This is a genomic window from Geobacillus sp. CCR (assembly GCF_052906625.1).
Map to the genome: position 1 here is coordinate 94864 of NZ_JBREBQ010000002.1, position 26125 is coordinate 120988.

Annotated in this window: 27 protein-coding genes; 5 read left to right on the plus strand and 22 right to left on the minus strand. The window is 54.7% G+C overall.

Features of this window, described 5'->3' with window-relative positions; translation table 11 throughout:
• Positions 1-6: 6 nt before the first annotated feature.
• The 5 genes from ACVBDQ_RS01730 to rpsU all read right to left on the minus strand — a co-directional run bounded on the left by ACVBDQ_RS01730 (position 7) and on the right by rpsU (position 3210).
• Entirely contained in the window at positions 7-969 is a 963-nt protein-coding gene (locus tag ACVBDQ_RS01730) for a PhoH family protein (protein ID WP_011231973.1), read from the minus strand.
• A 2-nt stretch (positions 970-971) separates the two neighbouring features.
• Positions 972-2159, minus strand: a complete 1188-nt coding sequence (gene yqfD / locus ACVBDQ_RS01735) for a sporulation protein YqfD (protein ID WP_014196371.1) — start codon at positions 2157-2159, stop codon at positions 972-974.
• A gap of 15 nt (positions 2160-2174) precedes the next feature.
• Positions 2175-2459: a sporulation protein YqfC gene (gene yqfC, locus ACVBDQ_RS01740; protein ID WP_446663012.1), complete on the minus strand. Its 285-nt coding sequence runs from the start codon at positions 2457-2459 to the stop codon at positions 2175-2177.
• A 101-nt stretch (positions 2460-2560) separates the two neighbouring features.
• Positions 2561-3007 carry a GatB/YqeY domain-containing protein gene (locus ACVBDQ_RS01745; protein ID WP_011231976.1) on the minus strand — a complete coding sequence of 149 codons (447 nt, stop codon included), beginning with the start codon at positions 3005-3007 and terminating at the stop codon, positions 2561-2563.
• A 29-nt stretch (positions 3008-3036) separates the two neighbouring features.
• Positions 3037-3210: a 30S ribosomal protein S21 gene (rpsU, locus tag ACVBDQ_RS01750; RefSeq protein WP_008879912.1), complete on the minus strand. Its 174-nt coding sequence runs from the start codon at positions 3208-3210 to the stop codon at positions 3037-3039.
• A 184-nt stretch (positions 3211-3394) separates the two neighbouring features.
• Here rpsU and ACVBDQ_RS01755 point away from each other — a divergent pair, with 184 nt between their 5' ends.
• Positions 3395-4330, plus strand: coding sequence for a Na/Pi symporter (locus tag ACVBDQ_RS01755; RefSeq protein ID WP_014196372.1), 936 nt, complete (start codon positions 3395-3397; stop codon positions 4328-4330).
• On the opposite strand, the gene deoC is transcribed toward ACVBDQ_RS01755, so the two are convergent.
• The 13 genes from deoC to gpr form a co-directional block, all read right to left on the minus strand.
• Positions 4327-4998, minus strand: a complete 672-nt coding sequence (gene deoC / locus ACVBDQ_RS01760) for a deoxyribose-phosphate aldolase (protein ID WP_014196373.1) — start codon at positions 4996-4998, stop codon at positions 4327-4329. The genes ACVBDQ_RS01755 and deoC overlap by 4 nt on opposite strands.
• Before the next feature lie 137 nt (positions 4999-5135).
• Positions 5136-6485, minus strand: a complete 1350-nt coding sequence (gene mtaB / locus ACVBDQ_RS01765) for a tRNA (N(6)-L-threonylcarbamoyladenosine(37)-C(2))-methylthiotransferase MtaB (protein ID WP_011231979.1) — start codon at positions 6483-6485, stop codon at positions 5136-5138.
• Positions 6486-6561: 76 nt separating this feature from the next.
• Entirely contained in the window at positions 6562-7338 is a 777-nt protein-coding gene (locus ACVBDQ_RS01770; protein WP_412728566.1) for a 16S rRNA (uracil(1498)-N(3))-methyltransferase, read from the minus strand.
• Between the two features lie 17 nt (positions 7339-7355).
• The gene (prmA, locus tag ACVBDQ_RS01775; protein ID WP_328091312.1) at positions 7356-8294 is read right to left on the minus strand and encodes a 50S ribosomal protein L11 methyltransferase; all 939 of its coding nucleotides are present in this window, start codon (positions 8292-8294) and stop codon (positions 7356-7358) included.
• Positions 8295-8299: 5 nt separating this feature from the next.
• Entirely contained in the window at positions 8300-9448 is a 1149-nt protein-coding gene (gene dnaJ, locus ACVBDQ_RS01780; RefSeq protein WP_013524167.1) for a molecular chaperone DnaJ, read from the minus strand.
• Positions 9449-9577: 129 nt separating this feature from the next.
• Positions 9578-11401: a molecular chaperone DnaK gene (gene dnaK / locus ACVBDQ_RS01785; protein WP_013144701.1), complete on the minus strand. Its 1824-nt coding sequence runs from the start codon at positions 11399-11401 to the stop codon at positions 9578-9580.
• A 23-nt stretch (positions 11402-11424) separates the two neighbouring features.
• Positions 11425-12066, minus strand: a complete 642-nt coding sequence (gene grpE / locus ACVBDQ_RS01790; RefSeq protein ID WP_013524168.1) for a nucleotide exchange factor GrpE — start codon at positions 12064-12066, stop codon at positions 11425-11427.
• 98 nt (positions 12067-12164) lie between these two features.
• The gene (gene hrcA / locus ACVBDQ_RS01795) at positions 12165-13199 is read right to left on the minus strand and encodes a heat-inducible transcriptional repressor HrcA (protein WP_014196378.1); all 1035 of its coding nucleotides are present in this window, start codon (positions 13197-13199) and stop codon (positions 12165-12167) included.
• An 83-nt stretch (positions 13200-13282) separates the two neighbouring features.
• On the minus strand, positions 13283-14422 hold the full coding sequence (gene hemW, locus ACVBDQ_RS01800) for a radical SAM family heme chaperone HemW (protein ID WP_081130541.1): 1140 nt from the start codon (positions 14420-14422) through the stop codon (positions 13283-13285).
• A 74-nt stretch (positions 14423-14496) separates the two neighbouring features.
• Positions 14497-16326 (minus strand): translation elongation factor 4, encoded by a 1830-nt coding sequence (gene lepA / locus ACVBDQ_RS01805; protein ID WP_011231987.1) that lies wholly within the window; start codon positions 16324-16326, stop codon positions 14497-14499.
• A gap of 257 nt (positions 16327-16583) precedes the next feature.
• Positions 16584-16922 (minus strand): YqxA family protein, encoded by a 339-nt coding sequence (locus ACVBDQ_RS01810; protein ID WP_011231988.1) that lies wholly within the window; start codon positions 16920-16922, stop codon positions 16584-16586.
• A gap of 12 nt (positions 16923-16934) precedes the next feature.
• Complete coding sequence (gene spoIIP, locus ACVBDQ_RS01815) at positions 16935-18134, minus strand: stage II sporulation protein P (protein ID WP_081130539.1); 1200 nt, start codon at positions 18132-18134, stop codon at positions 16935-16937.
• Positions 18135-18208: 74 nt separating this feature from the next.
• A complete protein-coding gene (gene gpr, locus ACVBDQ_RS01820) occupies positions 18209-19327 on the minus strand; it encodes a GPR endopeptidase (protein ID WP_011231990.1) in 1119 nt (372 codons plus the stop codon).
• A 183-nt stretch (positions 19328-19510) separates the two neighbouring features.
• Here gpr and rpsT point away from each other — a divergent pair, with 183 nt between their 5' ends.
• The gene (gene rpsT, locus ACVBDQ_RS01825) at positions 19511-19780 is read left to right on the plus strand and encodes a 30S ribosomal protein S20 (protein ID WP_014196381.1); all 270 of its coding nucleotides are present in this window, start codon (positions 19511-19513) and stop codon (positions 19778-19780) included.
• A gap of 71 nt (positions 19781-19851) precedes the next feature.
• On the opposite strand, the gene holA is transcribed toward rpsT, so the two are convergent.
• Positions 19852-20898, minus strand: coding sequence for a DNA polymerase III subunit delta (holA, locus tag ACVBDQ_RS01830; protein WP_011231992.1), 1047 nt, complete (start codon positions 20896-20898; stop codon positions 19852-19854).
• Between the two features lie 284 nt (positions 20899-21182).
• Between holA and ACVBDQ_RS01835 the strand changes: the two genes are divergently transcribed.
• A complete protein-coding gene (locus ACVBDQ_RS01835; RefSeq protein ID WP_011231993.1) occupies positions 21183-21317 on the plus strand; it encodes a YqzM family protein in 135 nt (44 codons plus the stop codon).
• A gap of 71 nt (positions 21318-21388) precedes the next feature.
• Here ACVBDQ_RS01835 and ACVBDQ_RS01840 read toward each other — a convergent pair whose 3' ends face one another.
• The 3 genes from ACVBDQ_RS01840 to ACVBDQ_RS01850 form a co-directional block, all read right to left on the minus strand.
• Complete coding sequence (locus tag ACVBDQ_RS01840) at positions 21389-23638, minus strand: DNA internalization-related competence protein ComEC/Rec2 (RefSeq protein ID WP_081130538.1); 2250 nt, start codon at positions 23636-23638, stop codon at positions 21389-21391.
• Positions 23635-24105: a ComE operon protein 2 gene (locus ACVBDQ_RS01845; protein WP_011231995.1), complete on the minus strand. Its 471-nt coding sequence runs from the start codon at positions 24103-24105 to the stop codon at positions 23635-23637. The genes ACVBDQ_RS01840 and ACVBDQ_RS01845 overlap by 4 nt, the downstream gene beginning before the upstream one ends.
• Before the next feature lie 129 nt (positions 24106-24234).
• On the minus strand, positions 24235-24858 hold the full coding sequence (locus ACVBDQ_RS01850; protein ID WP_014196384.1) for a helix-hairpin-helix domain-containing protein: 624 nt from the start codon (positions 24856-24858) through the stop codon (positions 24235-24237).
• Between the two features lie 102 nt (positions 24859-24960).
• Here ACVBDQ_RS01850 and comER point away from each other — a divergent pair, with 102 nt between their 5' ends.
• Together comER and ACVBDQ_RS01860 are read left to right on the plus strand one after the other, a co-directional pair.
• Positions 24961-25779 carry a late competence protein ComER gene (gene comER / locus ACVBDQ_RS01855; RefSeq protein ID WP_021322006.1) on the plus strand — a complete coding sequence of 273 codons (819 nt, stop codon included), beginning with the start codon at positions 24961-24963 and terminating at the stop codon, positions 25777-25779.
• On the plus strand, positions 25776-26096 hold the full coding sequence (locus tag ACVBDQ_RS01860) for a hypothetical protein (protein ID WP_021322005.1): 321 nt from the start codon (positions 25776-25778) through the stop codon (positions 26094-26096). The genes comER and ACVBDQ_RS01860 overlap by 4 nt, the downstream gene beginning before the upstream one ends.
• The last annotated feature ends 29 nt before the right edge of the window (positions 26097-26125 follow it).

Consider the following 26125-nt stretch of genomic DNA (forward strand, 5'->3'; position numbering starts at 1 on the left):
CTCGTTCTATAAGCCCGCCTCATCATAGGCGTCAATAATTTTCGCGACGAGCGGATGGCGAACGACATCCGACTGTTCCAAAAACACAAAGGCGATGCCGCCAATGGAGGCCAAAATGCGCTTGGCGACCGAAAGCCCCGATTCGACGCCCTTCGGCAAGTCGACTTGGGAAATATCGCCGGTAATGACCATCTTCGAGCCGAAGCCGAGCCGGGTCAAAAACATTTTCATTTGCGCTGGCGTCGTATTTTGCGCCTCGTCAAGAATGACGAACGCATCCTCCAGCGTCCGGCCGCGCATATAGGCGAGTGGGGCGATTTCAATCGTGCCGCGCTCAATCAACCGCTGCGTATACTCCGCTCCCAACACATCGTTTAAGGCATCATACAGCGGGCGCAAATACGGGTCAACCTTCTCTTTTAAGTCGCCTGGCAAAAAGCCGAGGCTTTCTCCAGCCTCAACGGCCGGACGAGTCAAAATGATGCGCTTGACGCTGCCGTTTTTTAACGCCTTGACCGCCATGACGACCGCCAAATACGTTTTTCCGGTGCCGGCTGGGCCGATGCCGAACGTCAAGTCATACTGTTCAATTGCTGCAACATAATAGCGCTGGCCCAACGTTTTGACGCGGATCGGCTTCCCTTTGGCGTTTTTTGTAATCTCCTCGTCGTACAGTTGAACAAGGCCGTCAAGCGCTCCTTTTTTTGCAAGCTGAATGGCGTAAAGAACGTCGCGCTCGCTGACCGCCGCCCCTTTGCGAATGACGATCAATAAATGGCGAAGCAATTCATCAACGAGCTGAACTTGCTGCGGCGTGCCGGAGACGTTGACCGTTTCCCCGCGCGTCACAATCGACACGCCGAGCTCTTCCTCGATCCGTTTTAAATGGATGTCATGGACGCCAAAGAGCGCCGCCGCTTCCTGCGGGTTTCGCACATGTTGGCTGATCGTAACGAACTGCTCTGACATTCTCAATCTCCTTGGACGATGGGTTGTGGTACAGCAATATTTTCGATGACTTCGTAATGCAATTCTACCCTTACTTTACCATTCTCTTTCGCCTGATGCAAAACTTTTTCGCTGCGAATGGCCGCCTCCTCCGGCAATTTCGCCCGCAGCTCGCGGCGGGCGATCTCTTTCGCTTCCGCGAACGCTTCTTCCCACGTGTAGCGCCGCTTCACTTCTTCCGCCTCGCGGATCGTGATGCGCTCGTAATAGAGCGGCAAGTCCCATTTCCAAAAACGAAACGGCCGTTTTTCTGTCTCAACGATGGTATGGGCAAACACCGGCTTCTTCCATCCCCAAACAGGAATCAAAAGGCGCCCGATTCCGACATAATGCCGTTCGGTGAACTTGCCGGTCAACACATGAAACGTCGTCTCAAGCGGCAGGACGACCGTAGACTTGTACCATGTTTCGCCAAACACTTTCCCTGACGCCGGCACAAACTTCGTCCTCCCTTCAGCGCCGATAATGCCAGAAACAAGCAGCTGGCCTTTTTGCACATAGTCGTTGACGGAAACGAGCGGTTGTCCCTCTTCAACGAACAAATCAGCGATGACCGCCTCTTTTTTTGCCACGAGATGACGCGGCGGAATCGGTTTTTTCGGCTCCGGAATCTCTTTTTCAACGACGCGGAAGTGAAGCGACGTCCCTTTCCACTCAACGCCGACCCACGTGATGTCCGGAACGCGTTCCGTCAGCTTTTTTTGCAGCGTCTCCGGGTCATCAAGCAGAAACTGAAATGCGCCGCGCTCGACTCCCATTCGCTTTAACTCGCGGGCGATTTGATGCTCCGTCTCTGGAGCCGCCCCTTTGATTTCGATCTTCCAAACGATGTTCGAAAGCAAAAACACAATCGCTATAAAAAGGAGCAAGCCGAGCCAAAACCCGCTGTTCCGCCAGGCCTGCCGCCAAAAAAACGGCAGCCCGGTTCTCCCGACAAACGAAAGTTTGCATTCGCTTTGCCGGGCGACATGGCGCAGCCGTTTCACGTCGCTGAGCTTAATGAAAAACGTCGCGGTATCCGCGCTATGCTTTTTCACGTTCCAGACGGCAATCCCTTGGCGGACGCAGGCGTTGATCAACCGTTCGATCCCTTTCCCTCTCGCTTTGACCCGCACGCTGCCGGCGAGTGTGTCGACCCATTCGTTTTTCATCTCCGTTCCTCCTCGCTATTCATCTATATAAACGACTTGGCTGATTTTTCCTTCCAACAAAATTTCTTCCGGCAAAATCGTTTTGATGACAAACTGTTCGCCGCGGACAAGCAGCTGCCCGTTCCGCAGCAAAAGGCGGAGCTCTTTATCGCTGAACGCGAGCAGCCCGCGGTGGTTTTCAATATAAATATGTATGTGCCCAACCATCGTAATGCGGGGCAGATCCATCATAATGTCGGCGGGAAGTTCAAGCTTTTCCGCCATCCACCGCTTCATCTGCTGGCGCCATTTTTTCACCATCAAAAAGAACCCCCTTTCATCTCATATGTATGAGACAAAAGGGGGTTCTAGCACCGCTTTTCAAAAACAACGGGCCTGCCTGCCGGCAAGGCCCATTGCATTTATGACAGCTGTTGTTGGACAAGTTTGTTGACGAGCGAACCATCCGCTCTTCCTTTCACTTTCGGCATGATCGCGCCCATCACTTTTCCCATATCCGCTTTCGAAGAGGCGCCGACTTCCTTGATCGTCTGCTCGATCAATTCGCGCAGCTCGTCCTCTGTCAGCGGCGTTGGCATATACGATTGAACAATTTCAATTTCGGTTTTCACTTTTTCGACAAGATCTGAACGGCCAGCGTTTTCAAATTCTTGGAGGGAGTCTTTACGCTGTTTCAGTTCGCGAGAAAGAACCGTCAGCTCTTCGTCTTCCGAGAGCGGGCTTTTGCCGAGCTTGATCGCTTCGTTTTGCAGCGCCGCTTTCAGCATCCGGAGAACAGACAGTTTTTCTTTCTCCTTGTTTTTCATCGCCTGCTTCATATCGTCATTCAAACGATCGAGAAGACTCACCGATTATACACCCTCTTTAATGCATGCTCTTAGTGCTTGCGCTTTCTAGCCGCCTCAGATTTTTTCTTCCGTCTGACGCTTGGCTTTTCATAAAATTCGCGCTTTCTCACTTCTTGCAAAGTGCCCGTTTTCGAAACGGCACGCTTGAAGCGACGAAGAGCGTCGTCGATCGACTCATTTTTGCGAACGATCGTTTTGGACATCCTGCTTCCCTCCCTCCGAACAACAACCATTGCATATTGTACTTGTCAATTATAATACATGCTGACAGAAAAGGTCAATAAAAAAAAGCAGCGGCGGCCTGCTGGCCGCCTCTTCCCCGCGCTGAAAAAACGGTCATCACCCGCGGACAAGGCCCATACATATAGGGTGAAAGGGGAGTCGCCCATGGGGTCGTTTCTGATGCTGTTTGCCATTTACACCGCTTTGTTTCTTCTTGGCATGTTTATGATGAAAGCTGGGCTTTACACGTTGTCCGGCCATCGATTAAAACGGTGGCTCATGCGCTTTACCGCCACGCCGCTGCAAGGATTTGCCGCCGGTTTGGCGACGACCGCTCTCCTGCAAAGCAGCTCAGCGGTGATGGTGATGACGGTCGGCCTTGTCGCCGCCGGCTACTTGTCGTTCCGCCAATCGATCGGCATCATTTTAGGCAGCAACATCGGCTCGACGGTCACGACCGAGCTGATGACGCTTGATATCGGCGATGGCGCCATCCCACTTCTTGTCAGCGGCGCGCTGCTTGTTTTTTTCGGCCGCCATCGCCTTGTTCTCGGCATCGGCATGACCACTGTCGGCCTCGCCGCTGTGCTGTTTGCCATGGACGGCTTTGGCAGCCTCGCTAAACCGCTTGCCGCCTATCCGTTCGTTGATGCATGGCTTAAAGAAACGAACCGATCCGTCGCTGTCGGCCTTCTTGTCGGCATCGTCCTCACCGCTCTCGTTCATTCGAGCGCGGCAACGATCGGCATCGCCATGGGATTTTTAAACGAACAGCTGTTGACGCTGTCCGCGGCGATTGCTCTGTTGCTTGGCGCCAACATCGGTACGTGCATCACCGGGCTTTTGGCTTCGATCGGCTCCAGCAAAGAGGCCCAGCTGACCGCCTACACCCATCTATGGCTGAACGTCGTCGGCGCCGCTTTGTTCGCCTTTTGGACCGAGCCGCTCGCCAGTTTTGCCGCCAGGCTCAGCCCAGCGCCTGATGTGCAGCTCGCTCATGTGAGCGTCTTGTTCAACGTCATTTGCTCAGTGGCTGCTCTTCGATTTGTCGGCGCCATCGAAAAGGTCATTCTGTTTTTGCATGACCGAAACCGGGCTTAGTAGTCAGCGCGGCCCGTCCCGCCGGTGACGATCGCCACCCCAGAGCTTGTGCCGATGCGCGTCGCGCCGGCGTTGATCATCGCCTCAGCGGTTTTCCAGTCACGGACGCCGCCTGATGCTTTGACGCCTGCTCTGTCGCCGACCGTTTTCCGCATCAGCGCCACATCCTCCACCGTCGCACCTCCGCCGGAAAACCCGGTCGACGTTTTCACATAATCAGCGCCGGCTTTCACTGCGAGCTGGCAGGCGCGCACTTTTTCCTCATCGGTCAAAAGCGCCGTTTCAACGATCACTTTGACAAGCGCCCTGCCAGCCGCCGCTTCGACAACCGCACGAATGTCGCGCTCGACAAGCTCGTCTTGCCCGCTTTTTAACGCGCCGATGTTGATCACCATGTCGACTTCGCGAGCGCCGTTTTCGATGGCGTTCGTTGTTTCAAACGCCTTTGTTTCCGGCGTCGTTGCCCCAAGTGGAAAGCCGATGACCGTGCAGACGCGGACATCCGTGCCGGAAAGCTCGCGCGCCGCCGTTTTCACCCACGTTGGGTTGACGCACACGGAAGCAAAGCCGTATTGCTTTGCTTCCGTGCACAGTTGCACGATTTGTTGTTCTGTCGCTTCCGGTTTGAGCAGCGTATGATCGATCATTTTCGCGATATTCATCGTCATTCGGAGAAACCCCTTTCTGCCATTTCCGTCAAGATGGAAAGTCTGACGTCTACCATCATACCATGCTCCCTCGACAAAAACTAGCCATCCGTATTGTCTCCGGAAAAAGACAGAAAAAACCCAGCAACTAGGCTGGGTTATGAGCTCCATTTGACCGAACGGGCCATTTCATCCGGCACAACGCGGACGAACTCTCCTTCATTGTACGGATAGCCGGCTTTCGTAATCTTCACTTTGACAAGTTCACCGACCATTTCCTCGGTTGCCGGGAAGCGGACTTTCAAATAGTTGTCTGTATAGCCGACGTACAAATCCGGCCGCTCTTTGTCGCGCTCTTCCGGAATGACTTCGAGCACTTGCCCTTCAAACCGGGAGGCGTACTCTTTCGCCAATTGGTCGGACAGAGCGATCAAGCGGCGGACGCGGTCATGCTTCGTTTCTTCATCGATTTGGTTCGGCATGCGCGCCGCCGGCGTGCCGGTCCGCTTCGAATAAGGAAAGACATGCAGTTCGGAAAACCGTTGTTCACGAATAAAGTTGTACGTCTCCATAAATTCGTCTTCCGTCTCGCCTGGGAAGCCGACGATGACGTCAGAAGTCACCGCCAGCTCTGGAAACACTTCGCGCAGCCGGGCGAGCCGCTCCGCGTAAAATTCCACCGTATATTTGCGGCGCATCCGCTTGAGCACCGTATTCGACCCAGACTGGAGCGGAATGTGCAAATGGCGGACGATTTTCTCCGACCGCTTCAGCACATCAATCACTTCATCGGTGATTTGGCTCGCCTCAATCGACGAAATGCGGAGCCGCTTCAGCCCCGGCACTTGCTCGTCCAAATCGCGCAACAAGGACGCAAAGTTATAGTCTTTCAGATCGGTGCCATAGCCGCCTGTATGAATGCCGGTCAGAACGATTTCTTTATAGCCGGCGGCGACGAGCTGGCGCGCCTGGCGAATGATTTCCTGCGGATCGCGCGAGCGCATTAAGCCGCGCGCCCACGGGATGATGCAAAACGTGCAGAAGTTGTTGCACCCTTCTTGGATCTTAAGCGACGCCCGCGTCCGATCAGTGAATTCCGGCACATCCATCTCCTCAAAAACGCGCGTTTTCATAATGTTGTGAACAGCGTTGATCGGCTGGCGCTCGCGCTGGAATTGCTCGATGTAATCCAAAATTTTATGCCGGTCTTGCGTGCCGATGACAATATCAACGCCCGGAATGGCCATGACCTCAGCCGGCGATGTTTGCGCATAGCAGCCGGTCACGCAGACGACGGCGTCCGGATTGCGGCGCACCGCACGACGGATGACTTGACGGCTCTTTTTATCGCCGGTGTTCGTCACCGTGCACGTGTTGATCACATACACATCCGCACGGCTTTCAAACTCTTTTCGCTCGTAGCCGGCTTTTTTAAACAGCTGCCAAATCGCTTCGGTTTCGTAATGATTGACTTTGCAGCCTAGTGTATGAAAAGCCACTGTCGGCATCTTGTTCACCTCACTCTGCCCCCCGCTTAGGGATCAGCGGGACCGAACTTTTATAAGAAACAGCCAATGTTGCTCACTAAGCGCGCTCCGCTTCGCCGTTCGGCGCGCGCAGCTCCCATTCATAAGAGGCGGCGGAAAGCAAATAGAGCGGAGCTGTTTCGGTCCGCAAAATGCGCGGCCCAAGGCTGCACGGCGAAAAGCCGTGCTGCCGAAGCTGTTCTGCTTCTTCCGGACTGAACCCGCCTTCTGGCCCGAAAACAGCCAGCAACGCGCCGCCCGGACGGAGGCGGGAAAGAAGCGCCGGAAGCGCGGCATGCCAGGCGTTTCGCGCCTCTTTTTCGTAGGCAAACAGCCGAACATCGACCGTTTGGCCAAAGGAGAGGAGCTCGACAAACGAAAGCGGCGCCCGCACGTCCGGCACCACCGTTCGTTCAGCCTGCTCAGCCGCTTCTTTCGCGATTTTTTTCCATCGCTCGACTTTTTTCTCCGCCTTTTTCGCGTCCCATTTCACGACCGACCGGGCGGCTTCGAACGGAAGAAAGCCGGCGGCGCCGAGCTCTGTTCCTTTTTGGATGACGAGCTCCCACTTTTCGCCTTTCGGCAGCCCTTGGGCGATGTAGATGCGCACCGGCAGCTCGCTTCGCTCCTCTTTCCATTGTACAATACGGGCTTGCACATGCTCATTGGCAATTTGTTCAATTTCACACACCGCCGTGCGCCCGTCTGGAAAGACGCAAATGATCCCGTCCCCCGGCTTCATGCGCATGACGCGGGCGATATGATGGGCATCATCGCCGCTGATCGCGACGATCCCGCCTTGTTGCGCCTGGCCGGAAACGAAATAGCGCTGCACAGCCATCCCTTCTTTGCTTACGGTTTCAGGGCGACAACCGCCACCCAGTCTTCCATCACGTTGATTTCCTCAATGGCAAAGCCGGCGGCAAGCAACCCGTCTTTGACGTCCTGCTTTTTCGCCTGAATGATGCCAGACGTGATGAAGCGGCCGCCTGGCTTTAACAACCGGTAGGCGTCACCAGTAAAGCGCAAAATGATTTCCGCTAAAATATTGGCGACGATCACATCAGCCGGTTCCTCGATATGGTCGAGCAAATTGTTTTGTGAGACCGTTACGATATGCTGCACCTTATTGAGCTTCACGTTCAGCCGCGCGCTGTCGACCGCCACCGGGTCCAAATCGAGCGCCCGCACCGACTGAGCGCCAAGCATCGCTGCGGCGATGCTTAAAATGCCGGAGCCGGTGCCGACGTCAATGACATGATCGCCGGGGCGCACATACTTTTCGAGCGCCTGCAGACACATGACCGTTGTCGGGTGCGTGCCAGTCCCAAACGCCATGCCCGGATCCATTTCGATGATCAGCTCATCACTAGACGCCGGCTCGTACGTTTCCCACGTCGGCACGATCGTAAACTTTTTGGACACTTTCACCGGGTGATAATGCTTTTTCCACGCCGTTGCCCATTCCTCTTCGTTTACTTCGCTCAATGTAATTTTATTTTTGCCAAGGTCGATATCATACAGCCATAAATTGTTAATCGCCTGCTTAATTTGTTCGACCGTTTCGCCAAGAAAACTGTTGACCGGCAAATATGCCTTAATGATCACCCCTTCTTCCGGATAGTCGTCCGGGTTGAGCTCGACGATCTCGCCGTACCAGTCGTCCCGTTCTTTGACCAAATCGTATGGGTCTTCGATGACGACGCCGCCGGCGCCCGCTTCATGCAAAATGTTCGAAATCGCCTCGACCGCCTCATGCGTCGTATGAATGCTGATTTCTGACCATTTCATCGCGCTTACGCTTCTCCTTTAAACGCCTTTTTGACTTTCTCAAAAAAACGGCCGTGCGGCCCGTCGTGCATCGTGTCTCCGCCGAGCCGATCAAACTCGCGCAGCAGCTGCTTTTGCTTTTCGGTCAGCTTCGTCGGCGTCACAACGCGGACAATGACGTGCTGATCGCCTTGGCCGTAGCCCCGTACGTTCGGCACCCCTTTTCCCTTCAAGCGGAAGCGCGTGCCCGTTTGCGTGCCGGCCGGGATTTTCAGCTTCACATGGCCATGGAGCGTCGGCACTTCGATCTCATCGCCGAGCGCCGCCTGGGCGAACGACAACGGCACTTCGCAATAAATATCGTCGCCGTCGCGTTTGAAAAACTCATGTGGTTCGACTCGGAAGATGATGTACAAATCGCCCGGGGGCCCGCCATTGACCCCTGGCTCCCCTTGGCCGGCGACGCGCAGCTGCTGGCCGTCGTCGACGCCGGCTGGAATTTTGACGTGAATTTTTTTCCGCCGTTTGACGCGTCCCGTGCCGCCGCACGTTGGGCATTTCTCCGGAATGTACCGGCCCGTGCCACCGCAGACGGGGCATGTCCGGCGGTTGACGATGCGGCCAAATGGCGTCGCTTGTTCGCTTGTCACTTGCCCGCTGCCGTGGCAATGCGGACAAGACGTCGGGCTTGTGCCCGGTTTCGCTCCGCTGCCCTGGCACGTGTCGCACGTCTCTTCCCGCGGAATTTCAATTTCCGTTTCTTTTCCGAACGCCGCTTCTTCAAACGTAAGCGTCATCATATACTCGACATCCGCGCCTTTGCGCGGACCGCTCGCCCGCCTGCGCGGACCGGCGCCGAAAAACGTTTCAAAAATATCTTCAAAACCGCCAAAGCCGCTAAAGCCGCCGAAATCAAACCCTCCGCCTTGGAATCCGCCGCCGCCAAACGTTTCGTTCGGGTCGGCATGGCCAAAGCGGTCGTAGCGGGCCCGCTTTTCATCATCGCTTAACACTTCGTACGCCTCTTTAATTTCCTTAAACTTCTCCGCGGCGTCCGGGGCTTTGTTCACATCTGGATGATACTGCTTCGAAAGCTTTCGATACGCTTTTTTGATCTCGTCTTTCGTCGCGTTTTTGCTGACGCCGAGAATCTCGTAATAATCGCGCTTCGCCATCGTTGATCATCCACTCCCGATTCACTCACATAAATTTAATTTTATCATTTCCCTCTGCGGCAAGGCAATATGTCAATGCTAGAAAAAAAGTCAAAGCCAAGGCAGGCCTGACTTTGACTTTCGGTTGCATTATTTATCGTCGTTCACTTCTTCAAACTCGGCGTCCACCACGTTGTCTTTATGATTGGCAGCGCCGCCTTGCGATCCTGCACTTTGCGCCTGTTTCGCCGCTTGTTCATACAGCTTGATCGACAGCTGCTGCACCGCTTCTTGCAGCGCGTCTTTTTTCTTGCGGATGTCGTCGATGTCGTTTTTCTCGAGCGCCGCTTTCAACGCCTCTTTCGCATCCTGCGCCTTCTTGATCTCATCGGCGCTCACTTTTCCTTCGACTTCTTTGATCGTTTTGTCGGTCATGAAAATGAGCTGGTCGGCTTCGTTGCGCAACTCGGCGGCTTCTTTCCGCTTCCGGTCGGCTTCGGCGTTTTCTTCCGCTTCTTTAATCATGCGCTGAATTTCTTCTTCCGACAGGCCGGACGACGATTTGATCGTAATCGACTGCTCTTTGTTCGTTCCTAAATCTTTGGCGCGCACGTGAACGATGCCGTTGGCGTCAATATCAAACGTCACTTCAATTTGCGGCACGCCGCGCGGCGCCGGCGGAATGCCGGTCAGCTGAAAGCGGCCGAGCGATTTGTTGTCCGCCGCCATCGGGCGCTCTCCTTGCAAAACGTGAATGTCGACCGTCGTTTGATTGTCAGCCGCCGTTGTGAACACTTGCGATTTGCTTGTCGGGATCGTCGTGTTCCGTTCGATCAGTTTCGTAAATACGCCGCCCATCGTTTCAATGCCAAGCGAAAGCGGGGTCACGTCAAGCAGGACGACATCTTTCACTTCGCCGGCGATCACCCCGCCCTGGATCGCCGCACCGATGGCAACGACTTCGTCCGGGTTGACGCCTTTGTGCGGCTCTTTGCCAAGCTCGCGCTTGATCGCTTCTTGGACAGCTGGAATGCGCGTCGAACCGCCGACCAAAATGACTTTATCAATATCGGCTGGCGTCAAGCCGGCGTCTTGAAGCGCCTGGCGGACCGGCCCCATCGTCCGCTCGACGAGGTGGGCGGACAACTCTTCAAATTTCGCTCTTGTCAACGTCATTTCCAAATGGAGCGGACCGTTTTCATTGGCGCTGATAAACGGAAGCGAAATTTGTGTCTGCGTGACGCCGGACAGCTCTTTTTTCGCTTTTTCCGCGGCATCTTTCAAGCGTTGGAGCGCCATTTTGTCTTTCGACAAATCGATGCCGTGCTCTTGCTTGAACTGATTGACCAAATAATCGATGATCACTTGGTCGAAGTCGTCGCCGCCCAAATGGTTGTCGCCGGCCGTCGCCTTCACTTCAAACACGCCGTCGCCAAGCTCCAAAATCGAGACGTCAAACGTCCCGCCGCCTAAGTCATAGACGAGAATCGTTTGGTCTTCTTCTTTATCAAGGCCGTAAGCAAGCGCCGCGGCCGTCGGCTCGTTGATGATGCGCTCGACTTCGAGGCCGGCGATGCGGCCGGCATCTTTCGTCGCTTGGCGCTGGGCGTCGTTGAAATACGCCGGCACCGTGATGACCGCACGCGTCACCGGCTCGCCCAAATAGTCTTCGGCGTACGACTTCAAGTATTGCAAAATGATCGCCGAAATTTCTTGCGGCGTATATTGCTTCCCTTCGATTTCGACTTTGTAATCCGTCCCCATATGGCGCTTGATCGAGATGATCGTGTTCGGGTTCGTGATCGCTTGCCGTTTGGCGACTTCGCCGACTAGGCGTTCGCCGTTTTTAAACGCGACGACCGACGGGGTCGTGCGGTTTCCTTCCGGATTCGGAATGACTTTCACTTCGCCGCCTTCTAACACGGCGACGCAAGAGTTCGTCGTTCCTAAGTCGATGCCGATAATTTTGCTCATCACTGATCACCCTCCGTTTCCGTTTATTGGCTTACTTTGACCATGGCGGGCCGCAGCACGCGGTCTTTCAGCTTATAACCTTTTTGCAGCTCCTCAACAACCGTGTTCGGCTCATAGCCTTCCGCTTCCGCCTGCATGACGGCTTGGTGCAAATAAGGGTCAAACGGCTTTCCGACCGCCTCGATCGCCTCGACGCCTTCTTTCTTCAAGGCGTCAACAAGCGACCGGTACACCATTTCCATCCCTTGCAAAATCGATTTCGCCTGTTCGTTGTCCGTCTCTATTTTCAACGCGCGTTCAAAGTTGTCAAGCACCGGAAGCAAATCGCTCGCCAAGCTTTGGGCGCGGTATTTTTCAGCCGCTTCCATCTCCTGGCGCGTCCGGCGGCGGAAGTTTTCAAAATCGGCGTACAGGCGGAGATATCGGTGTTCCATCTCTGAAAGCTTCGCTTCCAATTCGGCGATCTGCGCCTTGGCCGCCGCCAACTCCTCGGCCGTTGGCGCTTTTTCCGCCGGCTCCGCCGCTTCCTCCCCACCGGCCTCTTCAAGCGGAACGCCGCCTGATTCCCCCTCGGGCTGCGGGGCGGCTTCTTCCTCGATCGGTTGCTCCCGCTCCGGCTCATCGTATGTAGCTTGTTCCATCACTTGTTTTTCTCCTTGCTCCATCGCTTTCACCTCCCTGCCGGGGCTCTTCCCTTTTATGTATCAATGGCCACAAGGAAAGGATGGATGCGCGATCCATCCGTTATCCAATATGGCCATTCTTATTGACTTTGATACCATTTCGCGAGCGCGGCCGACAAATCGGAAGCGACACGGTTTAAGACAGTGATGACGCGCGAGTATTCCATGCGCGTTGGACCAAGAATCGCGATCGCCCCGAGCGGCTCATCGCCGACCGAATAGGTCGCTGTAATCAAGCTGCAGTTTTCCATGCCGCGCAGTTCGTTTTCATGCCCGATCGAAACCCGCACTCCTTTTTGGGTTTGCTTGCGGAGCAGGCGATAAATGTCTTTTTCCTGCTCAATGATGTCCAGAAGCGGGCGCACTTTTTGGATGTCGCTGAACTCCGGCTGGTTGAGCATATTCGCCTTGCCGGCGAAAAACACTTTTTCTTCTTCAGGGGCATCGAGCGTCTCAATGAGCGTATTGAGCACGCTGTCGTAGTTGCGGATGTGCCGGCGCAATACGTCGGCCACTTCCGTCTCCATTTTTTCTTTCAAATCAATGAGCGGAACGCCGTTCAACCGCTCGTTGAAAATGTTGACCATTTTTTCGAGGTCGCCTGCGTCCATCGATGACGGAATCGTCACGACCCGGTTTTCAACATGGCCGGTGTCCGTCACGACGATGGCGACGGCTGTCTGTTCGTTGAGCGGAACGATTTGCATCCGCTTCAGTTTGCTTTCTTTAAACGTCGGCCCGAGCGCGATGGATGTATAGTTCGTCAGCTCGGATAAAATTTGCGCCGACTTTTGCATCAGTTTTTCCAGCTCATAGATGCGCTCGGCAAACACGGAGCGGATTTTTTGAATGTCCGCCCTTGTCAGCCGCTGCGGCGGCAGCAAATGGTCGACGTAGTAGCGGTACCCTTTTTCCGACGGCACACGGCCGGAAGAAATGTGCGTTTTTTCAATATAGCCGAGCTCCTCCAAATCCGCCATCTCATTGCGGATCGTCGCCGAGCTGAACGCGATTTGATGCTTTTTCGATAACGTCCGCGAACCGACCGGCTGCCCAGAACGAATGAAATCGTCGATAATCACCTGCAAAATCAGCAGTTGGCGGTCCGTTAGCACGTGTCTCACCTCTGTTAGCACTCGAACAATTCGAGTGCTAAATCTACTACTAGGGTAGCAAATCGCCCGGCAAATGTCAATGTTTACATTTCGCCGAGGAACGCGGCAAACACTTCATTGCCGAGCAGCTTGCCTCGTTTGGTCAAGCGGATGTGAGTCTCCGTTTCCTCGAGGCGTCCGTTTTCGATTTCCCGGCGGATCGCCGCGCCAAATATGTCGTGGAGGTCGCGGCCGAACTTTTGCCGAAAGCAGGCTTTGGACACCCCTTCCGTTTTGCGCAGCCCTAAAAACATTTCCTCTTCCATCTGCTCGCGAGTGGTCAAGCGGCGCACGTCGCGGTGCGGCCATTGGCCGCGTTCGATCGCGCTGATGTAATGCCGGATGGGACCGATATTCGCCCGCCGCACCCCGTCGATATAGCTGTGCGCCCCAGCGCCGATGCCGTAGTACTCCTCATTGTTCCAGTACGTCAAGTTGTGCCGGCTTTCAAATCCCGGCAAAGCATAGTTGCTGATTTCGTATTGCCGATAGCCAGCGGCAGCCATCTGCTCCATCGCTGCTTCGTACATCTCGGCTTCCATCTCTTCGCCCGGTAGACGGAGCCGCCCTTTCCGCCATTCGTTATAAAAAATCGTCCTTGGCTCCAAAATGAGGGAATAAGCAGAAAGATGCGGCACATGAAGCGAAAACGCCGCTTCTAAATCGGCCGTAAACTGCTCAAGCGTCTGCCCCGGCAAACCGTACATTACATCAATGCTGATGTTCTGAAACCCGACTTCTCTGGCCAACGCTACAGCCCGTATGACGTCGCCTCGCCGGTGCGTGCGGCCGATCGTTTGCAGAAGCTGATCGTCAAATGTCTGCACCCCCAGGCTCAGCCGATTCACTCCGGCATCGCGCAAAATAGCGAGCTTTTCTTTCGTCAAGCCGTCCGGGTTGGCTTCGACGGTAAATTCGGCCGTTTGCGGGTCAAACTGAAAATGGCGGTGGATGCTCGCAAGCAAACAGCCGAGCTGCGCCGGCCCAAGCACCGTCGGCGTGCCGCCGCCGATAAACAGCGTCTTGAGTTGGCTGCCAAATTCCGCCGCCGTCCACGCCATTTCTTTGTCCATCGCCCGCAAATAGTCGTCAATCGGCTGGCCGGCGGCGAATACTTTGTTAAAATCGCAATAATGGCAAATATGGGCGCAAAATGGAATATGAAAATACGCTGAAACGGCCATCGGTCCTCCTCCTTTCAGCCGGCGGCGCCGCAGGAAACAAACAAGGCTATCCCCAACGGAGACAGCCTTGCTCGTTATTTTTTCTGGTCGTCGATTTTCAAGACGGCCATAAACGCTTCTTGCGGCACTTCGACCGACCCGATTTGTTTCATCCGCTTCTTTCCTTCTTTTTGCTTCTCAAGCAGCTTCCGCTTCCGCGACACGTCGCCGCCGTAACATTTTGCGAGCACGTTTTTGCGCAACGCTTTGATTGTCGAACGGGCGATGACCTTGTTGCCGATCGCCGCCTGCACCGGCACTTCAAATTGCTGGCGTGGAATCAAATCTTTCAGCTTTTCAACGATCGCTTTGCCGCGCTCGTACGCAGAGTCGCGATGGACGATAAACGATAAGGCATCGATTTTTTCGCCGTTTAGCAAAATATCCATCTTGACGAGATTGGACGGCCGGTAGCCGATCAATTCGTAGTCGAATGACGCGTACCCTTTTGTGTTCGACTTTAAAGCGTCGAAAAAGTCGTAGACGATCTCGGAGAGCGGAATATCGTAAATGAGCATGACGCGCTTTTCATCCAAATATTGCATATCGACAAACGTGCCGCGCTTTCCTTGACACAGCTCCATCACCGGACCGACATAGTCGTTTGGCACCATGATCGTCGCTTTCACATACGGTTCTTCAATGCGGTCGATTTTTTGCGGGTCGGGCATGTTCGTCGGGTTGTCGACGTCAACTTCCGTTCCGTCGGTCAAATGCACCTTGTAAACGACGCTCGGCGCGGTCGTGATCAAATCGATATGAAATTCGCGCTCGAGCCGCTCTTGGATGATTTCCATATGAAGCAAGCCGAGAAATCCACAGCGGAAGCCGAACCCAAGCGCCTGCGACGTTTCCGGCTCAAAGTGGAGCGCCGCATCGTTCAATTGCAGCTTCTCGAGCGCCTCGCGCAAATCGTTGTAGCGCGCCGTATCGATCGGATACATCCCGCAAAACACCATCGGATTGAGCTTCCGATAGCCCGGGAGCGGTTCAGCTGCCGGCCGTTCGGCATCGGTGATCGTATCGCCGACGCGCGTATCTTTCACGTTTTTAATCGAGGCGGTCAAATAGCCGACATCACCGACCGTCAATTCGTCGACGACTTTTTGCTTCGGCGTGAACACGCCGACTTCCGTCACTTCAAACTCCTTGCCGGTCGACATCATTTTAATGCGCTGCCCTGGCTTCACCGTTCCGTCGACGACGCGGACATAGGCGACGACGCCGCGGTACGGGTCATAAAGGGAATCAAAAATGAGCGCCTTCAGCGGCGCATCCGGATCACCCGAGGGAGCCGGAATTTTTTCGACGATTTTTTCCAAAATTTCTTCGATGCCGATGCCGACTTTGGCCGAAGCAAGCACCGCGTCAGAGGCGTCCAAACCGATGACATCCTCAATTTCTTGACGCACCCGCTCCGGTTCAGCGCTTGGCAAATCGATTTTGTTAATGACCGGCAAAATTTCTAAATTGTTGTCGATCGCCAAATACACGTTGGCGAGCGTCTGCGCTTCAATGCCTTGCGCCGCATCGACGACCAAAATCGCCCCTTCGCAAGCGGCCAAGCTGCGCGACACTTCGTACGTAAAGTCGACGTGGCCCGGCGTGTCGATCAAATGGAAAATATACTCTTCGCCATTTTTCGCTTTATATGTCAACTGAACCGCATTCAATTTAATCGTGATGCCGCGCTCGCGCTCAAGCTCCATCGTATCGAGCGTCTGCTCGCGCAATTCACGCTCCGACAGCGCCCCCGTCTTTTCCAAAATGCGGTCCGCCAGCGTCGATTTTCCGTGGTCAATGTGAGCAATAATCGAAAAATTGCGGATCCGTTCCTGCCGTTTCAACCGTTCTTCCCGGTTCATCGTCTCTCACTCCTGCTTCTTCGCAAAACTACACTAGCTTTGATTATAGCAACAGCGCGAAGAAGATTCAATGATGAACGAAAAGCCAAGCCGCCGTTCGGGCTTTCCGGAAAGACGCGAAACGGCCAGAGCCGCGCCAAGAAAACAATCGACAATATGGAAAGCGCAGCACTTTGTGCTCCAGCCGGCGGGCGGCGTCCAAAAGAAAAAGCCGCCATTGTGACGGCACGTTCCTGTTTCGTCCGCACATGAACGGGCTAGTCCAACACCCGGCCGACGAGCGAAAACAGCATTTCCATGAGCGCGGTGACGGCATCGGCAAAAAGTTGGCCGAGCCTAGAGAACAAGTTGAACGTTTTCAGCTCGCGAATCGTTTCTTGCTTTTCTCCTAAATCTCCAGCAACGACCGGCCGGCCAAACACCGCCGCTTCCACCTCACCATTTTCCCTTTTTTTCATATCGATGACGGATGGAAACGACGGATCGGCATAACCGCGCATCCGTTCCATGCCGCGATGCGCCTCTTGCATGCCAAACAACACGCCGAAAAAAAGAAGAAAGATCGCTAGAGTAAAGCGGATGAACCATCGTGCCATAGTGACGCTCCTTTACTTTTTCTCCGCCGGAGCCGGCGCTTCGACTTTTTCCGCCTGCCAATAATAGTCGCTGAACACATCGGCCAACGCCGACATGGAACGAAACAACTCAGTAAACGTATTGTCAACACCGCCGACTTCAATTAAAATCGCGTTTTCCGATAAATCTTGATTAAACTTGCCGTTCGTCCCGGCTCCTTTTTTCTCGATCACCCCGCGGCTCAACCCTGGATATTTCTTTTGCAGCAACTGATGCAACGCGGTAGCCAGCTGCAAGTTTTTCTCGTATGTCGCGTTTTCTCCGCCAATAATGAATGCGACACGCGCATAATCAACGCCGTTGATCGTAGCCGTCGTATATTTCCGCCGCCGCGAATCGCGATGGATATCGATGAAGTAGTGCAAGTCACGATTTTGCTTCATTGCTGCGACCACTGTTTGGCGGGACATATCATACGATTGGGAGTATTTCATCCCTTTCTTTAACAATTCGCTGACAATGTCGATTTTGCTCACTTCAGCCCCGATGCCGCGCTTTTCCAGTTCTTCCGCTAACTTTTCCCCCACTTTTGTGATGTTGACCGTCGGGTGAAACGCCAAATCCGGGTCAGTGACCCCTTTGAGCGCCGGCAAAAACGACTCATGCGTATGGGTATTGTAAATGTAGACCACTTTTTTCCCTCCGGTCGTCTGCGATGGCGGGGGAACCGGTTTTTCATCTTCGTTCTTGTTTGCTTGTTCGAGTTCATCGACCGAGGCTTGCCGTTCCGCAAGCATCGCCTCAAGCGGCGGCGCTGATTCGTATGGCATGTTCGTATAATCCGTTCCTTCACCAGCGATGAGAATTTTGCTGTCATAAAGGGCAAAGCCCGGCAGCTCGCTGCCAAGCAGGCTGCGCGGGTCATCGGGATTGATGCTCGTCGCCAGGCGGAACAATAGCGATGAGTAATTCGTCTGCCGCCGATCTTTCGGCAGCAGCTGCGCAAAATATCGATTTTCCAAGGCGAACAGACGAATGAACGTCTCTTCCGGAAAATGGGCCGCCATATCGTTCAGCGATGATGACGACGGACGGTATTCCGGCCGCAGCGATGTGAGCGCTCCGACAAGCATAAACATCATCATGCAGCCAAGGATGATGAGCATCAACAGTTTCTTTATGCTGGCTCCTGGAATCGCGATCATGACGTTTGGGGAGCGCCATCGTTTCATATTCCCACCCTTTCCCGGCTTGTCTCCTCAGTTTAACGTATGGCCAAGCGGGAAAAGATAGAACTGTTTTTTGTCTAATGGGTGTAGGAGCCGACATTGCCTTGGTCGACTTGCCGATGCAGCGCCGCATTCAAGCCGCCGGCTAATAAGTTGGCCATATCGCCGATAAACGAATCGATCTCTTTTGGGGTCACCATCAAATTATGCCCGAGCGGGGCGAGCACTTCATAGATGAGGCGCCGCTTTTCTTCATCGCCAAGCGTGCCGACCATGCCAAGAAACGTCGACCGTTCTTGCGGCGACGGCATGTCTTGTTCCGTCAATTTTCGTTTGCGCCCAAACGTCCAGCCCGCCGGAGCGAGCGCGCTTGACGGCCGTTTCCCTTCGCGCATTTCGCGGCCGAAGTGCTTCAAAATGAAATCGATCGTGTCGCTCGTGATGGAGACCGCATCGACAACCGTCGGAACGCCGATCGAAATGACCGGAATGCCAAGCGTTTCATAGCTTAACTCTTTCCGCTTGTTGCCGACCCCGGAGCCAGGATGGATGCCGGTGTCAGAAATCTGAATCGTCGCGTTGACTCGTTCGATCGAGCGGGCAGCCAAGGCGTCAATCACAATGACAAAATCCGGCTTTGTTTTCCGGACGACGCCGTCGATAATGTCGCTCGTTTCAATCCCGGTCGTCCCCATCACCCCCGGAGCAAGGGCGCTCACCGGCCGGAAGCCTTCCTCGACGCTTTCCGGCTGCAGCTGGAACAAATGACGGGTGACAAGCACGTTTTCCACCGTGAGCGGCCCGAGCGCGTCCGGGGTGACGTTTTGGTTGCCGAGCCCGACGATCAAGCAGCTCGCTTGATCGGGAATGCGGAGCCGCTTGAAAAAGGCGCTGAGCTGCTCGGAAAAAATGCGCTGCACGTTTTGCTGCAGCTCGGTGTTTTGTTCGCGGATGCCTTGCGCTTCAATCGTCACGTAGTGGCCCGGCTTTTTGCCGATCGAGGCCGCTCCTTGTTCCGTGACATGCACATGCGACAGCTTGACGCCGTTGATCTCCTCGTCATGAATGATGACCCCCTCAATCGGCGCGGCGCTTTCTTGTTTTTGCTGCAAGCGCTCCTCGAGTGCGATCTCATGCGCTTCGATCGCTAAATCCGTGCGCACCGAGTACTGGCGTAAATCGAGCGGCTGTTCCATGTCGTTCCTCCCCATTTCTGCCGTTTTCTTTTATTGTCGCCGCAATCAGGCCCGGTCATTCATGTTTCGTAAAGGATTTTCGCTTGAACACTCTTGCATAATCCAAACACGTTTGATAGAATAACACTTGTTCTTCCTGTTGTTCACAACAGAAAGTAGGAATGGTAACGGAGGTGAACGAACGTGGCTAACATCAAATCAGCGATCAAACGCGCGAAAACGAGCGAAAAGCGCCGGACTCACAACGCCTCGATGAAATCGGCCATGCGTACGGCGATCAAAAAATTTGAAGCGCTTGTTGAATTGAAAGACGTGGAAAAAGCGCGCGAGGCATTCATTATTGCGTCGAAAAAATTAGACAAAGCTGCAAGCAAAGGCCTTATCCATAAAAACGCCGCCAGCCGGCAAAAATCGCGCTTAGCGAAAAAATTGAACAGCATCCAAGCTTCCTAATCAAAAACGACCTGGCGCCAGGTCGTTTTTTTGTTTTTCTTTTGTTCACGGCAAACGGCCGGGCGATCGCTTCACCGCCGGCCGTGACGCCCCGCTTGCGCCGGGCGGGTGCCCCACCGCATCAGAAGCAGCTCAACGGCCAACCGGCGATCGACCGCTCCGCTTTTCACCTCGTAATCGGCGTCAGCGAGCTCGTTGATCGCCTCAGCAAGCTCTCCGTCAGCGAAGCGGGCCGCTTGAGCAAGAGCGAGCTTGACGCGGAACGGGTGCACCTTGAGCGCCGCAGCAATTTGCGCCTGCCCGTAGCCTAAGGAGGCAAGCCATTTCACTTGCGAAAGCAAGCGGAAATGGGCGGCGAGCAGCGCCAAAATTTTGATCGGCTCTTCATTGTTTTCAAGCAGATCATAAAACGTCTGCAACGCCGCTGGAATGTCGCGCTTCGCCACTTGCTCGACAAGCACAAATACGTTTTCTTCCGGCGTGCGGGCGACAAGCCGTTCAACCGCCGCCGCCTCGATGGTTCCGCCCGATCCGGCAAACAGGGCCAATTTATCGATTTCATTCGCCAAGGCGGAAAGCTGCGTCCCGGCCCGCCGCAACAGGACATCAATCGCCTCGTCGCTTGCTTGCGCCCCTTGGCTCTCGATGCGGCGCCGCACCCAGGCGCGCAGCTCCGCTTCGGCGAGCGGGGCGGCGATGACGACTTCGCTTTGCTCTTTGGCGAGCTTCGTAATTTTTTTTCGCTCATCAAGCTTCTCGTACGGCGCGAAAAAGACGACGATCGAAAACGGCGACGGCGCCTTCAAGTACGCCTCCAGCTTCGCCAAATCATGTTCGATCTCCTTCTCTTTTTCAGACGTGAAAAAATATGGATGCTTGATGAGGATGACACGCCGCTCGCCGAAAAACGGCACCGTCTCGGCCTCCTCAAGCGCCGCCTCGACCGGCGTTTCCTCGCAGTCGTACACAGCCAAGTTCCACTCCCGCTCCTCGGGGCCAAGCGCTGCGTTCACCAATCGCTCATACGTTTCCGTTAATAAAAACGGCTCATTGCCGTATAATAAATAAAGAAGAGAAAAACGCCGTTTTTCAATGTTTCCCCATACGCGTTCCAGCATGTTCCCGTCTCCATTCCCTAGCAAACGTCTCTGCTAGAAAAGATACACCGTTTTTCGTCATTTTACAAGGGAACCGGCTGCCGAAAAAACCGGTTCCCCTTTATATAAACGCCAGCCTATAAGTCCTAGGACCTTATTGGCCAGCGGGTTATTTTTATGTTTTCCCGGCTGTTTGAAAGTATTTGTGTCAACTGTTGTCAAGGAAGGAAAAGAAGCGAGCGGCGGTAGATTTTTCACGCGTTTTCGTCTATACTAAAAATGATTGAACGAGGAGGGGGAAAACGATGAACGTATTTGAAAAGGAAGTGCAAAGCCAACGAAATGACGCCGTCGATTCCGCCGTCGGATTCATCGTGTCGTTCGGCTTTTTCGCTACCATGTTCATCATCGCAACGTTGATCGAATTTTTCGGTCGATAAGGATTGCTTACATAAGCAATCCTTATTTTTTTGTTTCTGCTGAAACGTTCCGCTTTTTTGTGCACTACATCTTATGGTTTCATCACCTGAAAGGTTCCACCGTTTTCGTCATACACATAGCGAATGGCCCCGTTTTCATCCGTCCGCCAAATGATCGCCCGTTGTTGCCGAAGCCGCATAAGCACCTCGGGGGACGGATGCCCGTAGCGATTGTAGCGGCCGACGGAAATGATGGCCGCTCGCGGCTTGACCGTCCGCAAAAACAGCTCTGTTGTCGACGTTTTGCTGCCGTGGTGGGCGACTTTCAATACATCGGCGCGCAGCTCTGGATAAGCGCGGATGAGCGCCTGTTCCGCCTCTTCCTCGATATCCGCAGCAAACAGCCATGTCAAGCGGCCGAGGCGGGCAAGCAATACAAGCGAGCCGTTATTATCCTCATTGTTTCCCGCCTCCGGGTGCAATACGGAAAACGCGGCATCCCCCACCTTCCACCGATCCCCCCGCACGCTGGCGGCCACCGGCACAGAAAACGGGCGCGCCATCGCCTTGACGGCCGGCAGCGCTCCTGGGCTTGTGACAATCTTCTTGACGCGCACGGCTCCCATCACCTCGGGAGCAGCCCCGATATGGTCGGCGTCATCGTGCGTCAAAATCAGTTGATCAAGCGTCCTCACCCCTTGGGCTTTTAAAAACGGCACGACAACGTCGCGGCCGACGGCAAACGGCCGCGACCGTTTGCGCCACGGTTCGCGCACCCATTCCGGCGTCCCGCTGGTATCAATGAGATAGACTGCTTTTCGATAAGGAAGCTCAATATAAATACAGTCCCCTTGCCCAACATCCAATACCGTCACTTCCCCTTTCGGATCCACATACGGGGCGGCCAGCTGAAGCGCCGTCGCCGCCGCCACCGCTGTCAATCCGCGGATCAGGCGGCCGCGCTCCCAATCCAAAAACGCCGCCGCGATGGCCGTCAGATAGCCAGCTAAGCACCACGGCCCCGGACGCCCGAGCACAAGCATAAACGAGTAATCGACCGAGAAAAAACGGACAACCGCGTCCGTCAGCTCAATGAGGCGGCTAAACAGCCAAATGAGCGGAGAAAAGGAAAAAACTGCGGATAGAAAAGCAATGGGCAAAATGACAAATGAATACCAAGGGACGAAGAAGACATTCAGCCCTATGCTCCAAACAGAAATTTCATAAAAATGGTAAAGCAAAATCGGCAGCGCGGCAAGCTGAGCGGCGAGCGCGGTCTGAAACAAGTTTTGGAGCATCGAACGAGCAGAGGCGAGCACCGACACATGGGCGAGAAGGGCAAACGTGACAAGAAATGATAGTTGAAAACCGACATCCCAAACCATATATGGGTCAAAGACGAGCAGGGCAAGCGCTGTCCAACTCAACGCATCCAGCGGATGGATCATTCCTTTTTTCCACTGGACGGCCAATACAATCATCCCGGTCGCACAGGCGCGCAGCACCGACGGCGAAGCGCCGGCGAGCACCGCATACATAGGCAAGAAAACGAGCAAAGCAAGCACGGCCGCTTCGCGCGTCACAAACCGAATGGCAGCGGCCAACGCAGCGCCGACAAGCAGGGTGACATGGCCGCCGGAAATGGCCAACAAATGGATGATCCCGAGCTGCTGGTAACCGCTAATCACTTCCTCGTCCAACGAGCGGCGTTCGCCATAAATGAGCGCAGCGGCGATGCCGGCCGCTTCCGGCGGAAACTGGGCTTCAATGCGGCGGACGCCAGCCTCACGAATCGCCTCAAGCCGTTCGATGATGGTGGGACGGACGCGCACGCAAGCGGAAAGATCGATCGCCTCAGGGAGAAAGAGCCAATGGATACGATGGCGGCGCAAATAACGGCGGTAATCAAATGCATACGGATTGCTGGCTGGCATAGGGCGCTCGAGCATTCCGCTCAGCCGGCACACGACCCCGGGCATAAGACGCGCACGCAGCGCTTCTTTTTCCGCAGCCGTCCGAATGATGTAACGAAGCTGCACCCGCTCCTTGCCAGCTTGCACCGCCGCCTGCAATCGATCGCCGTCGATCGCCGGCGCGGCGGAAAAACGAACGGAAAGCGAATGACGGCCGCCGGAAAGGGAAGTTTTGTTATGATGGTCAACGATGAGAAAATAGACAAAAAAGAAGAGAGCTGCAACGAGAGCAGGAAGGAAACAGTGCGGCCGGCGGATGAAAAGAAGAAGGAGATAAATGATAAGGAGAAGACATGTGGTTTTGGACGGCGAGGCCGCCGCCACGGCAAAGAGCGCCGCCGCGGCGGGATAGACGGCTTGTCCTTTCATGCTCCCCCTCCGCCGCCGGAAAGCAAGGCGAACACATCCGTTTTCAGCGGCACTTGCACAAGCCGGACGCCAGCTTGAGCAAACAGCTCCAAGGCGTACGGGTGGTTTTTGTAGTCTTGGGCGTAATAGACAGCGCGAATGCCGCTTTGAATGATCGCCTTGCAACAATGCAAGCACGGAAAATGGGTGACATACATCTCGGCCCCCTCGGTCGGGACGCCGAACTTGGCGCATTGCAAAATGGCATTCATTTCCGCATGGATCGTCCGTACACAATGGCCGTCAATAACGTAGCACCCTTCATCGGTGCAATGGGCGCCCCCGGCGATCGAGCCGTTGTACCCGCCGGCGATGATGCGCTTATCGCGCACAATCGTCGCCCCGACCGCCAGCCTTGTGCACGTGCTGCGCAGCGCCAACAGATGGCTTTGCGCCATAAAGTATTGATCCCATGTGATGCGTTCCATTCTACGTCCCTCCGCTCGTTTCCATACTTTTAGTCTACCCGCCGCCGCCTGCCCCCGTCAACGCCGAAAAACGTCCGCAGCAGCCCTGATCCGCCCATAAACGAGAAGCATTGCGCTCCCCCGCCTCGTTTACGGCACAAGCAAATACGGTTTCAATTTCTCCAGCGTTTTTTCGCCAATTCCGGTTACATTCAACAAATCTTCCACCCGCTGAAACGGCCCGTGTTCTTCGCGATAGGCGATGATCGCTTTTGCCTTCGCCGGTCCGATGCCGGGAAGCTGCATCAACTCCTCTTCCGTCGCCGTATTGACCGCCACTTGCGGCCCGTCCCGAGCTCCATCGCTTGGAGACTTGCCGACGGCATCTGACGCTGGTGCGGCCTCGTCTTTTGCCGGCACGTAAATCATCATCTCATCGCGCACTTTTGCCGCCAGATTGATTTTCGTTTCATCCGCCTCGTCCGTCAATCCGCCGGCTAGGGCGATAACATCGCGAACGCGGGCGTCCGCCGCCACTTCGTACACTCCTGGCTTCGCGACCGCCCCTTTCACATCCACCACAGCGGTTTTGGGCGCCTCGTCCTTTTTTTCTTCCGGCCGGGCGGCATCCGTTTCAGCCGCCGCCGGCAAGACGACTTGCTCCTTTTCATCCGTCGGATGACGAAACACCCATAACCCCGCCGCCGCGGCAAACAACAAGAGCACCCCCGCTTTCCCATAACGTTTTCCAAGCTCCTGCACATGCTCCCACATACGATCCCATCCTTTCCATCTCCAGTCATAAACCGAGCCTTTTTCTCATACATATCGAAAAAGAGAGTTCCGGTGAACCAAAACCGGGAGGGGGGACAATGCATGAACATCGGCGTTATCGGCACGGGGAATATGGGCACCATCTTAATCGAAGCGTTCCTCGACTCCGGCGCCGTGAAAGCGGATCAGCTCGTCATAACGAACCGTACGCTTGCGAAAGCGTTCGCGATACAACGCGCGCATCCCGGCATGGCAGTGGTTGCCGATGCGGCTGAAGTCATCAAACAATCCAGCCTCGTCTTTTTATGCGTCAAACCGCTCGACATCCACCCATTATTGCAGCAACTGGCCCCGCACTGGACAAACGAACACTACCTCGTATCGATCACAAGCCCGATCAGCGTCGAACAGCTTGAAGCAGCCGTCCCTTGCCAAATCGTGCGCGCCATTCCGAGCATTGCAAACCGGGCGCTCTCCGGCAGCATCCTTGTCACCTTCGGCTCGCGCTGCTCAGCCGCCTGCCGGCAAACGATCGATGATCTTCTCCGGCGCATCGCCTCGCCGGTGTACATCGACGAGGCCATCACCCGCGTCGCTTCCGACATCTCAAGCTGCGGTCCAGCGTTTTTCAGCTATTTGCTTCAGCGCTTCATCGACGCCGCAGCGGCCAAAACCGCCATCACGAAGGAACAGGCGACGATGCTGGCGACCGATATGATCATCGGCCTTGGGGAACTGCTCAAGCGGAATCTGTACACATTGCCAACGTTGCAGGAAAAAGTATGCGTCAAAGGCGGCATTACCGGGGAAGGAATCGCTGTGCTGGAACAACGAATGAACGGCGTCTTTGAAGAAGTGCTGGCGAAAACACATGAGAAGTTTAAAGAAGATGTGGAGAAGGTGAAGCAACAGTTTCCTTGATTGATTTTCATTTGACAAGCAGCAGCGAAAATCCTGCTTCGTTCGACAAAAAAATGGACCCCAGCTTGTACGGCTGGGGTTTTCATATTTACGGATTTTTCGTTGGATTCCATCGTCGTTCAACCTTTCAGCTGTTGCTTGTTTTTATCTATATTGTTTCGATCCTCATTCGGCTATTGAGCCGGGCACAAGATTTCTTCCAATTACGTTTGGTTGACATTACACTCGTTTCAATCCTCAGCCAGCTATTAAGCCGGATGCAAAACGATAGAGCATTTTCCCTGCATGATTTTATGTTTCAACCAAAATCTCCCTAAATCTTCCTCATCCACGTTTCTTTTTATGA

Coding starts and splice junctions, on each gene's coding strand:
- rpsU (WP_008879912.1), bottom strand. CDS start 3,210: ATGTCCAAAACGATCGTTCGCAAAAATGAGTCGATCGACGACGCTCTT.
- grpE (WP_013524168.1), bottom strand. CDS start 12,066: ATGGAGCAAGGAGAAAAACAAGTGATGGAACAAGCTACATACGATGAG.
- ACVBDQ_RS01755 (WP_014196372.1), top strand. CDS start 3,395: ATGGGGTCGTTTCTGATGCTGTTTGCCATTTACACCGCTTTGTTTCTT.
- holA (WP_011231992.1), bottom strand. CDS start 20,898: ATGCTGGAACGCGTATGGGGAAACATTGAAAAACGGCGTTTTTCTCTT.
- ACVBDQ_RS01850 (WP_014196384.1), bottom strand. CDS start 24,858: ATGTGGGAGCATGTGCAGGAGCTTGGAAAACGTTATGGGAAAGCGGGG.
- ACVBDQ_RS01810 (WP_011231988.1), bottom strand. CDS start 16,922: ATGGCACGATGGTTCATCCGCTTTACTCTAGCGATCTTTCTTCTTTTT.
- ACVBDQ_RS01840 (WP_081130538.1), bottom strand. CDS start 23,638: ATGAAAGGACAAGCCGTCTATCCCGCCGCGGCGGCGCTCTTTGCCGTG.
- yqfD (WP_014196371.1), bottom strand. CDS start 2,159: ATGAAAAACGAATGGGTCGACACACTCGCCGGCAGCGTGCGGGTCAAA.
- spoIIP (WP_081130539.1), bottom strand. CDS start 18,134: ATGAAACGATGGCGCTCCCCAAACGTCATGATCGCGATTCCAGGAGCC.
- ACVBDQ_RS01835 (WP_011231993.1), top strand. CDS start 21,183: ATGAACGTATTTGAAAAGGAAGTGCAAAGCCAACGAAATGACGCCGTC.
- yqfC (WP_446663012.1), bottom strand. CDS start 2,459: ATGGTGAAAAAATGGCGCCAGCAGATGAAGCGGTGGATGGCGGAAAAG.
- lepA (WP_011231987.1), bottom strand. CDS start 16,326: ATGAACCGGGAAGAACGGTTGAAACGGCAGGAACGGATCCGCAATTTT.
- comER (WP_021322006.1), top strand. CDS start 24,961: ATGAACATCGGCGTTATCGGCACGGGGAATATGGGCACCATCTTAATC.
- ACVBDQ_RS01730 (WP_011231973.1), bottom strand. CDS start 969: ATGTCAGAGCAGTTCGTTACGATCAGCCAACATGTGCGAAACCCGCAG.
- prmA (WP_328091312.1), bottom strand. CDS start 8,294: ATGAAATGGTCAGAAATCAGCATTCATACGACGCATGAGGCGGTCGAG.
- mtaB (WP_011231979.1), bottom strand. CDS start 6,485: ATGCCGACAGTGGCTTTTCATACACTAGGCTGCAAAGTCAATCATTAC.
- dnaK (WP_013144701.1), bottom strand. CDS start 11,401: ATGAGCAAAATTATCGGCATCGACTTAGGAACGACGAACTCTTGCGTC.
- ACVBDQ_RS01845 (WP_011231995.1), bottom strand. CDS start 24,105: ATGGAACGCATCACATGGGATCAATACTTTATGGCGCAAAGCCATCTG.
- hemW (WP_081130541.1), bottom strand. CDS start 14,422: ATGGCCGTTTCAGCGTATTTTCATATTCCATTTTGCGCCCATATTTGC.
- gpr (WP_011231990.1), bottom strand. CDS start 19,327: ATGGAACAGCCGCTCGATTTACGCCAGTACTCGGTGCGCACGGATTTA.
- dnaJ (WP_013524167.1), bottom strand. CDS start 9,448: ATGGCGAAGCGCGATTATTACGAGATTCTCGGCGTCAGCAAAAACGCG.
- deoC (WP_014196373.1), bottom strand. CDS start 4,998: ATGACGATGAATATCGCGAAAATGATCGATCATACGCTGCTCAAACCG.